9 protein-coding genes are annotated in these 13470 nt (G+C 39.5%); 3 read left to right on the top strand and 6 right to left on the bottom strand.

Going from position 1 to position 13470, the window contains the following annotated elements:
- Nucleotides 1-125 precede the first annotated feature (125 nt).
- The 3 genes from WG954_RS02620 to WG954_RS02630 all read right to left on the bottom strand — a co-directional run bounded on the left by WG954_RS02620 (nucleotide 126) and on the right by WG954_RS02630 (nucleotide 5913).
- Nucleotides 126-605 (bottom strand): YcxB family protein, encoded by a 480-nt coding sequence (locus tag WG954_RS02620; RefSeq protein ID WP_340433364.1) that lies wholly within the window; start codon nucleotides 603-605, stop codon nucleotides 126-128.
- Nucleotides 606-636: 31 nt separating this feature from the next.
- Entirely contained in the window at nucleotides 637-1995 is a 1359-nt protein-coding gene (locus WG954_RS02625; RefSeq protein ID WP_340433366.1) for an alkaline phosphatase D family protein, read from the bottom strand.
- 546 nt (nucleotides 1996-2541) lie between these two features.
- Nucleotides 2542-5913 carry a vitamin B12-dependent ribonucleotide reductase gene (locus tag WG954_RS02630; protein WP_340433368.1) on the bottom strand — a complete coding sequence of 1124 codons (3372 nt, stop codon included), beginning with the start codon at nucleotides 5911-5913 and terminating at the stop codon, nucleotides 2542-2544.
- 421 nt (nucleotides 5914-6334) lie between these two features.
- On the opposite strand from WG954_RS02630, the gene WG954_RS02635 reads away from it, so the two are divergent.
- From WG954_RS02635 to WG954_RS02645, 3 genes are all read left to right on the top strand, one after another.
- Nucleotides 6335-7090 (top strand): phosphoglycerol geranylgeranyltransferase, encoded by a 756-nt coding sequence (locus tag WG954_RS02635; protein WP_340433370.1) that lies wholly within the window; start codon nucleotides 6335-6337, stop codon nucleotides 7088-7090.
- A gap of 66 nt (nucleotides 7091-7156) precedes the next feature.
- On the top strand, nucleotides 7157-8536 hold the full coding sequence (locus WG954_RS02640; protein WP_340433373.1) for a M48 family metallopeptidase: 1380 nt from the start codon (nucleotides 7157-7159) through the stop codon (nucleotides 8534-8536).
- A gap of 15 nt (nucleotides 8537-8551) precedes the next feature.
- Nucleotides 8552-10108, top strand: a complete 1557-nt coding sequence (locus tag WG954_RS02645; protein WP_340433375.1) for a DUF6770 family protein — start codon at nucleotides 8552-8554, stop codon at nucleotides 10106-10108.
- A 69-nt stretch (nucleotides 10109-10177) separates the two neighbouring features.
- On the opposite strand, the gene WG954_RS02650 is transcribed toward WG954_RS02645, so the two are convergent.
- Genes WG954_RS02650 through WG954_RS02660 form a run of 3 tightly spaced genes read right to left on the bottom strand, consistent with a single transcriptional unit; the run spans nucleotide 10178 to nucleotide 13334 of the window.
- Complete coding sequence (locus WG954_RS02650; RefSeq protein ID WP_340433377.1) at nucleotides 10178-11467, bottom strand: M28 family peptidase; 1290 nt, start codon at nucleotides 11465-11467, stop codon at nucleotides 10178-10180.
- Between the two features lie 30 nt (nucleotides 11468-11497).
- A complete protein-coding gene (locus tag WG954_RS02655) occupies nucleotides 11498-12235 on the bottom strand; it encodes a LytR/AlgR family response regulator transcription factor (protein WP_340433378.1) in 738 nt (245 codons plus the stop codon).
- A gap of 43 nt (nucleotides 12236-12278) precedes the next feature.
- Nucleotides 12279-13334, bottom strand: coding sequence for a sensor histidine kinase (locus WG954_RS02660; RefSeq protein ID WP_340433381.1), 1056 nt, complete (start codon nucleotides 13332-13334; stop codon nucleotides 12279-12281).
- Nucleotides 13335-13470: the final 136 nt, after the last annotated feature.

Raw genomic sequence — 13470 nt, forward strand, 5'->3', positions numbered from 1 at the left:
TAAGGGATTGAGTATGCTGTAAAATTAAGTAGTAGCCATTAGTGGCTATGTAGTATAACCTACAATCTATGTATAGAGAAATTTATTTGACGGGTGTCAAATAAATTTAAGACAGCAAATACGAATTACTTATGTCCTATTTTTTCACGAAGTAATGTCCTTGCATTGTGTGTACCATCCTCATCGGTAAAAGCATCTTTGGGAATTAAGAAGAATGAGCGTTCATCGATATAAAGATGAAAAAAGTTAGGTGTTTCAATAAAGTACTTGAAGGCTTTGTAGCTCCAGTTCTTACTTCCATTTGGGTTTTCGATATGCATATATGTATCGAAAAAAGTAAGGTTGAATGAATCCCTGAATGTTTTTGCCCGACTGTAAACTGTAAATGGCAGAATGAACCAAAACGAAAGCATGAGTGAAAACCATAAGAACGAACTAAGCAGAAAAGCTACCGGCGCAATTTTTTTCCAGAAGAACATACCTGCAGCAAAAAGTGCAAACACATTCACAAGTATTATAAGAATGCGTATTTCCTTTTTAGATATAAAATGATAACGTAGGGCCTGGATCACTTTTTTTCGATCGTATCGGAAAGAAATATTCATACTTGCTTATGTTTATTCGTTCAATTAATTCTTATCGTGGGTATTTCAATTCATTTTCAGTTACACTCCACTGGCCAAGCTTATCACCTTTCACTCCAAAAAATTCAACCGTTAGTTTGCGTTGGCCTCGTTCGCCAGTGAAATTAAATTTACCATAGTTCTGTTTTTCATCGATTCCAAAAACACGATAAGGATTATTTGCTTCAACGCCACCAAATTTATGCGTGCCGGCTGTTAAGGGTGACACGGTTATATCATACAAAGGATAAGCTCCTTGCCTGTTTACTTTGATCACTTCTGTATGATGACGATCACCACTCATAAACAATACTCCCGGAATCTTATTCACTTGTAAAAAACTCATCAACTCTTCATACTCAACCGGGCAGTTCAATAATTTGTCGAAGGGAGAAACAGGATTTAATACCTGGCTGCCATTGGCGATGATCTTGAATGGAGCACGACTGAACAACAATGAATTCTTCAACCATTGCATTTGTTGTTTACCCCACATCAGTTTATCCGGATTTGGTTTGCCGTTAATTGAATCTTTCATATTGTCGGCACTTCTCCACCAACGATCATCCATCATAAAAATATCTACATCACCATAACTCATCATGGAGTAAATACCATCGCCATTCATTCCATAGCTTGTGTTTAACCAATAATTGGTAAACACATCACGTGAAGTCTTCTTAAGAATATAGTTTGAACCAATATCGTTCGGACCATAATCATGATCATCCCACATCGCATAATGTGAGGTTGATTTCAGAAAGTTCTGCAACACAGGAACTGAACGATCATGGCTGGCCCTGTTCCATAAACCCCATGCATCATAATAATCAACATCACGTGTGTACCAGTTATCACCCATCCACAACATGAAGGCAGCTTTTTCTTTGGCCATACTTTCAAAGATGGATGAATCGCCACCGTAAGGTTTACCAGGACGATCAACAGCAGGTTCATTTATATAAGCACATGAACCGGCCAGGAAAGAAAAATCTGGCGCTGGTTTGCGCCACTGCCATAATTCTTTTGTGGTGAATGAACCAATTGCTTTTGTTGGTTTAGCAATCACTTTCTGATTAATATAGAATTGATATTCGTAAGTTGTATTCATATCCAGTCCAACAACTTCAAACACAAGAGGTGAAAACCAATCATCACGATCAGTTTTCTTCTGCATTGATTTATACGAATTGAGGTTTCCCTTTTTCCAGTACTGTAATACAACATCACTACCGGGCTTTACTTCGATCCACAATTTTGCTGTGCGTAATTCAACAGGGCCAAGCATGGGTCCACTTACCAACTGTGCTTGTGCACTAATTGTAAGAAAAAGAAATACAGGGAGCAGTGCCCGGCAAAATAAGCTTCTCATAATAGTAAGTATAAGCAACCCCGTTTCGGGGAGCTGCAATGTAAATAAAGTTTACATGCCAAGCCCGTGCAGTGGGCTGATTCCTGTTATATGCACATTAATTTTCAATAGAGGGAGAACCGGAAGGGTAAAAAACTACCCCCGTTTTGCGGGGGTATAATGAGTTATCTGACACGCATACATTTGCGATAGGATCCATGTGCGGCTTCATAGGGCGTCAGGGATCTGCTGCAGCTACTCAGATAAAAGATACTTAACAGCAATACAGTATAAGCGATTGCTCTCTTCATTGGTACGGATTTAATACATTTTAAAAATAGGTCTTTCGACAATACAACAACGAAAATCGGGCCACTGAATTTTACAAACTAAGAGTATCCCTTAGAAAAAGTTTCAAAATAGAATTTCTACTTTGTAATGTTACGCTTATCGATTCGGGGATTTACGCAATTTTCTCACCATGCTCAATGAAAAATAAAAACGCTCCGGAGAACCGGAGCGTTTGTTATAGGAACCTCTGTTGAGATTTGTTGTTGAGCGATTGCATTAACTGCAACCCATACTGTTACCACAATTCAAACATTTGTAACAGGTACCACTCCTGATGGTGATGTGTCCGCAAGTGTTACAGGCCGGTGCGTCACTTTGCATACTTTTCGCTGCTGCATTCACTGCATCAAGACCGTTATCCATCTTCACAGGATTTGCAGCAACTCGTTGTGCTTTCTGCACCTGTGGTGTAGTTGGTACTGAACCAACCACTCTTACATCACTTAGTTCCGGAGTTTTTTTTTCGTATTCCAAACCTGTTGGCACATCATCCCAATCATCCATACCTGTATTATTGATCTCAGGTTTATCTAACACATGAACGAGATCTGTACGTCCTAAATATTCATAAGCCAGGCAACGGAATACAAAGTCAACAATAGAAGTTGTTGATTTAATATTCGGATGGTCCACCATTCCACTTGGTTCAAACTTGGTGAACACAAACTTCTCTGCATATTCTTCTAACGGAACACCATATTGTAAACCAACAGAAATAGCAATGGCGAAACTGTTCATCAATCCTTTTAATGTACTTCCTTCTTTTGCAAGATCAACAAAGATCTCTCCTAATGTACCATCACTGTATTCACCAGTGCGTAAGAAAATAGCCTGTCCGTTGATCTTTGCTTTTTGTGTAAAGCCACGTCGTTTAGCCGGCAATGTTCTGCGTTCAACAATGCGTGCAAGCTGACGTTTCAGTTTTGTATCGGGTGAAGCCTGTACACGTTTGTTCAATTCTTCCAGCAGTTCTTCTACTGTAAGCTTAGCCATGTCAACAATATTGCTTTCAGCTATCGCAACTGTTTCTTCGGCTGCAGTTTCAGTTGATTCTTTTTTCTTCTTGTCGCTTCCTTTTGTACTTAACGGTTGCGAAAGTTTAGAACCATCACGATACAGTGCACATGCTTTCAATCCCAGCTTCCAGCTTTCGTAATAAGCATCAGCAATTTCTTCAACTGTTGCTTCGTTTGGCAGGTTGATTGTTTTTGAAATAGCACCACTCAGGAATGGTTGTGCAGCGCCCATCATTTTAATATGACCGCTATGATGAATATAACGTTGACCTTTTTTGCCACATCTGTTTGCACAATCAAATACAGGATAGTGTTCCAGTTTTAAGAACGGAGCACCTTCAACCGTCATAGTACCACAGATATAATCATTTGCTTCAGCTATCTGTTCATCAGTAAAGCCTAAAGCTTCTAACAAGCTCCATTCAAAATCATTGTATTGCTCAGGAGTAAAACCAAGGCGTTGTAAACACTCTTCGCCCAATGCATATTTATTGAATACAAATCCAATTTCAAATGCACTTGCAAGAGAAGCTTCTATCTTTTTAATCTCTTCAGCAATAAATCCTTTTTCGCTGAGGCTTTGAGGATTTACATGCGGCGCACCATTCAATGAAGCGGAACCTACTGCATATTTTACAATGGCTTCGCTTTCTCTTTCTGTATAGCCGAGTTTTTTCAAAGCAGCCGGTACAGATTGGTTGATGATCTTGAAATAACCACCACCACTGAGTTTCTTAAATTTCACCAAAGCGAAATCAGGTTCAACACCTGTTGTATCGCAATCCATTACCAAACCAATTGTTCCTGTTGGAGCAATTACGGTTGTTTGTGCATTACGGTAACCATATTTCTCACCCATTTCTACTGCATCGTCCCAGCTTTTGCATGCACTTGTCAATAAATAATCAGGACAATATTGTGCTTTAATACCTAATGGTTTAATACTTAGCCCTACATATGCTTCTTCAGCATCGTAAGCAGCCGCACGGTGGTTACGCATTACACGCAACATATCTTCAGCATTCTCTTCGTAACGTGGGAACGCACCAAGGAATGAAGCCATCTCTGCCGATGTTTTGTAAGAGATTCCTGTCATGATAGCTGTTAATGCACCGGCAATACCACGTGCTTCTTCGCTATCGTAAGGAATTCCCATTACCATCAGCATAGAACCGAGGTTGGCATAACCTAAGCCGAGTGTGCGGTAATCGTAAGAAAGTTGTGCAACATCTTTTGATGGGAACTGTGCCATCAACACAGAAATTTCCAGTACTGCTGTCCACAAGCGACATACGTATTCAAAGCCTTGTACATCGAAGGTTTGTGTTTCTTCATCAAACAAACGACGAAGGTTTACAGATGCAAGATTACAAGCAGTATTATCCAAGAACATATACTCACTGCAAGGATTAGATGCATTTATGCGTCCGCCTTTTGGAGATGTATGCCATTCATTAATTGTTGTATCGTACTGTGTACCCGGATCAGCACAACGCCATGCAGCATAAGCGATCTGGTTCCATACTTCCCTTGAAGGAATTTTTTTCATAGTACGACCATCGGTACGTGCTTTCAATTCCCAATCTTCACCTTTCTCTAATTTCTCAAAGAATTCGTTTGGTATACGTACAGAGTTGTTTGAGTTTTGTCCACTCACTGTGCGGTAAGCTTCACCTTCGTAATCAGATGCATAACCTGCATTGATCAATGCACCCACTTTCTTCTCTTCTTCAACTTTCCAGTTGATGAAATCCATGATCTCAGGATGATCCAAATCAAGACAAACCATTTTAGCAGCACGACGTGTAGTACCACCGCTTTTGATAGCACCTGCAGCACGGTCGCCGATTTTCAAAAAGCTCATCAAGCCACTTGACGTACCACCACCGCTGAGCTTTTCACCTTCTCCACGAATGGTAGAAAAGTTTGTACCAACACCAGAACCATATTTGAAGATTCTTGCTTCACGTACCCACAGATCCATCAAACCACCTTCATTCACCAGATCATCACTCACGCTGAGGATGAAACAGGCATGTGGTTGAGGCCGTTCGTATGCAGAAGTTGATTTCTTTAATTCGCCATCGTTTGCATCAACAAAGTAGTGACCTTGTGGTTTTCCTTTGATGCCATAACTTTCATATAAACCCGAATTAAACCATTGCGGACTGTTTGGTACACACACCTGGTTTAAAATACTATACACTAACTCTTCATAAAAAACCTGTGCATCCTGTTCAGTTGCAAAATAGCCGTAACGCTCTCCCCAAACCCGCCAGCAATTGGCCATACGATGTGCCACCTGCTTAGAAGATGTTTCACGACCCAATGAACCATCGGGTTGCGGCACACCTGCCTTACGAAAATACTTTTGCGCCAAAATATCTGTAGCGATTTGACTCCAATGACTCGGCACCTCCACATTATTCATCTCAAACACAATTTCCCCAGAAGGATTGCGAATCACAGAAGTACGGTAATCGTACTCAAACAGGTCGAAGGGTGTAACACCTTCTTTTGTGAACCGGCGGCTGAACTTCAGTCCCTGTTCTTGTTTCTTTTTGCTGGCCATTTTGATCTGTAAGTTTTGTGGGTTAGTTAGTGGTTGGGTTAAGAAATCGTTAAACGATAGACTACGAAAATATTTTTTCAAACGATACATGCAAAGTCATAGATATACACAGACTGTGGAAATCAGTTGCAAACGCAATGCTGACGTGTGTTTGCCTGTGGATACTGAGTTTTCAACCTATTCTTTTAAAAAATGAGCAAAAAAAACTTGGCTATTTCCAAATATTTCCCTTTAGCCTGCTGCCATTGCATTTGAGGGCATGAATACCCGAAAATGAAACTAACGCTGGCATCTAAACGCAGAAAAATGCGCTCCTGTTGATATCAATTTTTAGCCTAATATCTGCCCTGTGAGATAAAAAGAACTGAATCTGAAAAAGATGGACATTTTTTTGCATTTTTGCAGGAATAGCGTTCACTGAATGAAGCAACACATCTATAAAGAATTACTGGAGCGAAAACAGAAAGGTCAGAAGTCGTTTGCTGTTTTAATTGATCCCGATAAAGTTAATCCACCCGCCATTGAGCAGTTGGTAAAGCTTTCTGTGGAAGCAAGCGTAGATTATTTTCTTGTAGGTGGAAGCCTTGTTATTTCCAATCAATTGGACGAGGTGGTACAGCAGATAAAAGCAGCTTGCGATATTCCTGTCATTCTTTTTCCCGGAAGCCCTTCTCAAGTAAGTAAGTATGCCGATGGTTTGTTATATCTCTCTTTGATCTCCGGACGTAATCCTGAATTATTGATCGGCCAACATGTGATCTCTGCACCATTTGTAAAGCAAAGCGGACTTGAGATTATTTCAACTGCTTACATGGTGGTTGATGGTGGTGCCCCAACAACCGTGTCTTACATTAGCAATGCTGCTCCTCTCCCTTCCGATAAAAATGAGATTGCCATGTGTACTGCGATGGCCGGCGAAATGCTTGGTATGAAAGTGGTTTATATGGATGCCGGCAGTGGTGCCAAACGCCCCATCAGCGAAAGCATGATACAAGCCGTAGCTCAACAAATTGAAGCTCCTCTCATTATTGGTGGCGGCATAACTGATCCTGAAAAAGCATACCGCAACTGTAAAGCAGGGGCTGATGTAATTGTGATAGGCAATGCTATTGAGAAAAACGCCACACTTATTAAAGAAATGGCCGCAGCTATACATAGTGTGCCTGTAAAAGCATAAAATTCCCTTCTTACGTCTTATTTTTACTGGTATAAAATTCCCTGTTAGCAGGAACCAAGACCCAGTATGCTTTTGAAAACCATTGTCCTCACTTCTGTTTTGCTATTCTTCTGCTCGCTGCTATCAGCACAGCAAAATCCTTTTCATAATTTCCAAACCGATGATACTATTCTGAAAAAGAATTGGGTGCAGTCAGTGCGCATTGTGAAAACGTCATGGTTATCGAAAGCTACTCCATCACTGAAAAAGGATTATGAAGAGATCTATAAAACACATTTCGAACAGATTGAAAAAACGATCAACAGCAAAAGTCCTATCACTGCAAAAGAACCTCATCAATACCTGCAACAAGTGTTGGGCAAAATCATTAAAGCTAATCCTGTATTAAAAGCTGATGAGTTACGAATATTTTTTACACGTGACTGGTGGCCGAATGCATATAGCATGGGAGATGGTTCCATTGCTATTAATGCAGGACTTGTAATACATATGCATAACGAAGCAGAACTTGCATTTGTGTTGTGCCATGAACTGGCGCATTACTATAAAGCACATACGCTGCAGTCGGTCGACAACTATGTTACTGTAACAAATAGTCCGGAATTTCAAAAGAAACTAAAAGAGCTGTCGAAAAAAGAATTTGGTGTGAATGCAGAGCTTGAAAAACTAAGTCTGAATTTGATTTTCAACAGCAGGCATCATAGCCGCAGCAGGGAAACAGAAGCCGATTTGCAGGCTTTTACTTTTTTTAAGAATACCGGGTACGATGCAAATGGTATTGTATCGTTACTGCAATTACTCGATACAGTTGACAAAGCAACTGTTTTCCCAAAGCTCAATGTGCAGACAATACTCCACTTTGAAAGCTATCCGTTTAAAAAGAAATGGATACAGGAAGAGTCGGCTATCTTCAGTAAAATAGATACTCAGTCGGCCGAAGAAAAAGCAAAAGAAATTGATTCATTCAAAACACATCCTGATTGTACAGTTCGTATTGCGGCTTTGAAAGATTCAGTAGCTGCAAAAACCGGAGGTAACTCTTTCCTGGTTGATGAAAACTATTTTCATAAACTGAAAGAAGAACTTTTGCTTGAAATGATTGAACATACTTATCAATCGGGTAATGTAAGCCGTAATATTTATTACAACCTGCTTTTGTTGCAACAACAAAAGCAAACAAATCTTGCCGCATACTTAATTGCAAGAGATCTGAATAAGTTATACGAGCAACAGAAAAATCACAAAGCAGGCTTACTACTTGATACAGAAAATAAATTCTATTCTAAAGACTATAATGAACTCCTGCGGTTTCTTACCCGCATTCGACTTGATGAAATGGCTCAATTGACAAAAGCATTTTGCAACCGTTACTTATTGCCATTAAAAGAATTTAAACCAGTAGCTGAACAAATAAACATAGCCGAAAAAAACAATAATCAACATTAAAACAAAACCACAGAAATGAAAAAACTAACAGTTTTATTTATGCTTATGGGCTTTATAGCAAGCACGCAGGCACAAAAATTAAGTATTGCCAATATTCAGAAGGCGAGTGTAATGCGCAATTCTGACGCCATTAAAGAAGGCAGCGAAGTGAAAGGTTATTATTTCTTTTACGTGAGCGACAAAATTGACCGTAAAACAAATGAATACACATTACAGATCATGGATCAAAGCCTGAACAAGTTGAAAGAATTGAAATTCCAGGATTCAAAAAACGTGAGCATCATTGAATCATCGTTTAACGGTACCGATCTTATATTCTTGTTCTATAATTCTGATGCAAACATTCTGGATTACCAGGTTTATGGTGCAGATGGTACAAAGAAATTCTCGTACACAAAAAGTATATCCAAAAAGGACGAGGCTTACTTAAGAACCAACTATTTATTAGATGATGAGGACAATAATTTTAAAGGATTATACCCGGTAGAAGGAAAAGGATTTATTTCAAATGTTCCCAGCCGTGATAACAAAGATTTTACTTTTCAGATCAGTTACGTGGGTACTGATACAAAAAAACAATGGACTTATGTTCCGGCAATGGATGGTAAAATGTTTGTGGGTGATTATCTCGGTACTTATAAAAATGTAGTATATGTTGAAATGTTGAAATATTCCAGCAGATTCGATCGTAATCCGGAATCGTTTGTACTTGGTTTATCGCTTGAAAACGGGAAACTACTATTCCAAAAATCGACCAATGAAGGAAAATATAATTTCTACCCAATCAGCATGTCGGTTTTAAATGATGGTAAAGCCTATCTCTATGGAGAGTATTTTGACAAGGGAGGTAATGTGATGAAAGATAAATCAAAAGGGTTTGCGTTTTTTGGGATTGACGAATCAGGAAAAACCCTGAGCGAAAAATATTCTTCCTGGGCACTTGATCTTGGCAAACATCTCGGCACAAGTGGAAGTGGTAAAATCGATGATTTCGGTTATATGTTCCTTCACAATATGATACAAACAGACGATGGTAGCATTTATGCGATTGGCGAAGGTTACAAAAAAGCTGCAAGCGGTTTGGGAATTGCAACAACTATACTTGCAGGTGCCGCAGGCAGCAGCTCGAATATCAGCACGGTGAAATTAAAAGTGACCGATATGCTTGTGATTAGATTTCAGCCTGATTTTACCGTTAAAGAAGCTTCGATTTACAAGAAAAGCGATAACGATTTTCAACTCACCAGCGGTTCTGAATTTATAAGCACACAGATGCTTGGGAAACATATCAAATACTACTACAGTGGTTTTGATTATGCATATACACAGGTAAACAAAGACCATAGTTCGTTTTCTGTTTGCTACAGTGATTATGAGCGGGGAAAAGGTTATAAAGGAACTACGTTTAATTCCATTACTTACAACGATGGCAAACTTACCCAGGACAAGATCCAGACAAAATCAGATGCCAACAGATCAATTGTATTACCTGCACGCCAGGGACAAGTCCTGATCATGGATTATTATAAAAAAGATAAGAAACTGGATCTGCATTTTGAAAAACTGAATTAAACTTCAACTACGATCATAAATAAAAAAGGAGCAATGCTCCTTTTTTATTTATGTAGAATAAATTGTATGTTATCTCAACTCTTCCACTTTCACTCTTGATGGCGAATCTTTCCCGCTCACAATACTTCTTGCGCTCATGGCAATTGATTTTATGATCATTGCCATATTATCCATATCAAGTGTTTCCACTTCATCAGATACTTTATGGTAATTTGGTTCATTATCCATCTTTGAAGTAGAGATGGTATGCGCAGGAACACCTAAACGTGCAAGTGTTGCATTATCGGATCGATAGAATAAATTCTGATCAGTGTATGGATCGGGATGAAATGTAAACCCTGTCCCTTCAAGATTCTTCTGCATAATTGCGCCCATATCTGTTTTTTCATAACCAGTAATGTAGGCAGAGTTTTTACCCCACTTACTTTCAGTACCAATCATTTCAATGTTAAACATCGCTGCAACTTTTGCCGGTTCAAATTGACGGGAGAAATATTGTGCACCATAACCACCTGATTCTTCTGCAGTAAATGCAGCAAAGATGATGGTGCGTTCATTATTGTTTAATGCTTTGTAATATTTTGCAAGCATTATAACTGCTGTGGTTCCTGCGGCATCATCATTGGCACCATTAAAAATTGAATCACCATCAACAGGCTTGCCTATTCCAATATGATCGTAGTGACCCGAGAAGATCACATACTCCTCTTTTTTGCTTTTGCCCGGGATAATTCCTACGACATTCGACAATTTCTGTTCCACCACTTCATGCTTTGCTTCAAATGCATACGTTGATAACTCTTGTGCTGTAGTTGCAACAAATATCACGGTATTTGTCAGCTTAGTTGTACCACGTTTGAAGGAAGAAAGCCAACGGAAATTCTTTGCATGACTTGTATCAACCAGCACTACATAGTTCTTACCTGAGCGAACAATCGTCTGTGCTTCATTGAATAAATTTGCACCAGCTGCGATCGTTGCTTTTTCATAACCAGATTGTTCATTGATAGTTACTATTGGCTGATGGGTTACAGCTGCAATGTTTCGTACATCAACCTGTACGCCATTAACTGTACCCGAAGCACCAAGAAATCGTGGATTGATAACAGAAAACTCCTGGCGATAAGTGCCGCTGTTGTTCCATGTTTCCAAACCGGCAGCTTTAAATTCGGCAGCAATAAAATCCGCAGCTTTATCGATCTCCGGCGAAAACACACGACGGCCTTTCATTTCATCTGATGCGAGCACACGTTCAATGCGTTCTACTTCCTTTGCATTGATGATGTTATCAACTTTCGTTTGTGCAAATAAAAACGTGGTTACTGTAAGCAATAACCACGTTGCAAAAAATTTCTTCATTGATAAGGTATTATTTTAAAAGACTACAATTTATAAACTCATCATTTCTTTAAACTTCACGGCCTGTCTGCGACTCACTTCAATTTTATCGCCACCATGAATTTCCAACAACAACCCGCCATTAAAATAAGGTTCAACTTTTTCAATCATGCGCAGGTTCACAATATGTTTACGGTTGGCACGGAAGAATATTTTTTCATCCAAACGCTCCTCCAATGCATTCAGTGATTTTAAGATCAATGGTTTGTTTGGACCAAAATACACTTTCGCATAGTTGCCTACACTCTCAAACAAACGGATATCGCTCAGCTTTACAAACCAGCAACGCTCACCATCTTTTACAAAAACCTGGTCGTTCTCACTCAGCATGCTGCGGTTAACCGAAACAGGCTCACCATCAACAGTTGTTTCTTTATCATCTTCATCCAGCTTATGTAATGCATCAGCCAAACGCTTGGGTTCAATTGGCTTCAACAAATAATCCAATGCATTCACTTCAAAAGCACGCAACGCATATTCATCATAAGCAGTGGTAAAAATCACTTCGGGTGTACGGTCAAGTTCGCTCAACAGATCAAAACCTGTTTTACCCGGCATCTGGATATCGAGAAAAATAAGATCAGGGTTCAAAGCTTCTATCTTCTGCAAACCTTCATCTACATTCGATGCTTCATCGATCACTTCTATATCCGGAAACTCGGTCAATAATTTCTTCAGTTCATTCCTGGCCAAACGTTCATCATCAATAATGATAGCTCTTTTGTTCATGGCTCGTTATTTTATTAGGTACAATTTAGTCTATTGTTGTTAATTACAAACCGGCGGGCATACTTACTCTTGCTTCCACTTCATTTCCGTTTACATCGCTGATCGAAAAAGCAGCATCTTCACCAAACATTAGTTTCAACCTGCTTTGTGTGCTGGATATACCAAAACCATCGGGGTTAAAATCACCATTGAGTTTACCGGTATTCCTGATCACCAGTTCATGATGATCGTTCACAAATTTTGAACTGATCTTAATAACACCACCCGTTATGTTTTTGCTGATGCCATGCTTGATCGCATTTTCCACCAGTGTCTGCAACATCATAGGCGGCACCGGCTGTTCCAGTGTATCTTCATCAATATCAAAATTCACTTTCAATCGTTCTTCAAACCGCATCTGTTCCAGTGCGAGGTAATCTTTTACAATACCCAGCTCTTTTTCAAACGGAACGGTTTCCATTTTCTCCGCCTGCATACTGCTGCGCAGGATGTTACTCAACTCAGTGATAGCTGTTCTTGCACGTGCAGGATTTTCATCAACCAAAGCCCGTATACCATTCAATGAATTAAAAATGAAATGTGGATTGATATGCGCTTTAATTGTTTTGAGCTCCAGCTCTTTCACCACACTTTGCATCTTTAATGCATCGAGCTGTTGTTTACGGAAGGATTCAACGTAATGGTAAATAAAGTAGATCAGGTTCCAAACCAATAAGGTTACAAACGCATTAATGGCAGAACCAACTAACAGCCTGGTGAAACTGTACACCCGTTGCTCAGGCGTAAATAAACCGAGTATGTTGAAAAGGGAAAGCGAAACGAAAGGGTACAACATAGAAAAGGCAAGCGTAAGAATCAGGAAGTAAACCACCTGTCGTTCAAATGTTTTCTGCAAAAGGTTCGACTGAATGATCACCCAACGCATAAAATGAGTAATGATCAACCCTAGCGCAGCAATAATGAGCGAACGCAACACAAAAGATGCATTGATCTCCCGGTTGTATGTCCAGGCAAAAAAGAAATTCATGAGCATATTACCTCCCCATCCAGCTACCTGGCACCACCAATAAGCTCCCATTTTACTGATTCCTATGCGCATAGTACTTACAAATCTAACCGTTAAGATATGGGTTTCACCCCCCTAAAGGTACAAAGGGCTTATTATTTGGGTAAATGGTTGAAATAATGATTAACGTTTTGTGCGCATTTTCAACTTTTTACAGGAACAGTTGTTA

Source organism: Lacibacter sp. H375 (assembly GCF_037892425.1).
Taxonomy (GTDB): domain Bacteria; phylum Bacteroidota; class Bacteroidia; order Chitinophagales; family Chitinophagaceae; genus Lacibacter.

Coding starts and splice junctions, on each gene's coding strand:
- WG954_RS02620 (WP_340433364.1), bottom strand. CDS start 605: ATGAATATTTCTTTCCGATACGATCGAAAAAAAGTGATCCAGGCCCTA.
- WG954_RS02625 (WP_340433366.1), bottom strand. CDS start 1,995: ATGAGAAGCTTATTTTGCCGGGCACTGCTCCCTGTATTTCTTTTTCTT.
- WG954_RS02630 (WP_340433368.1), bottom strand. CDS start 5,913: ATGGCCAGCAAAAAGAAACAAGAACAGGGACTGAAGTTCAGCCGCCGG.
- WG954_RS02635 (WP_340433370.1), top strand. CDS start 6,335: ATGAAGCAACACATCTATAAAGAATTACTGGAGCGAAAACAGAAAGGT.
- WG954_RS02640 (WP_340433373.1), top strand. CDS start 7,157: ATGCTTTTGAAAACCATTGTCCTCACTTCTGTTTTGCTATTCTTCTGC.
- WG954_RS02645 (WP_340433375.1), top strand. CDS start 8,552: ATGAAAAAACTAACAGTTTTATTTATGCTTATGGGCTTTATAGCAAGC.
- WG954_RS02650 (WP_340433377.1), bottom strand. CDS start 11,467: ATGAAGAAATTTTTTGCAACGTGGTTATTGCTTACAGTAACCACGTTT.
- WG954_RS02655 (WP_340433378.1), bottom strand. CDS start 12,235: ATGAACAAAAGAGCTATCATTATTGATGATGAACGTTTGGCCAGGAAT.
- WG954_RS02660 (WP_340433381.1), bottom strand. CDS start 13,334: ATGCGCATAGGAATCAGTAAAATGGGAGCTTATTGGTGGTGCCAGGTA.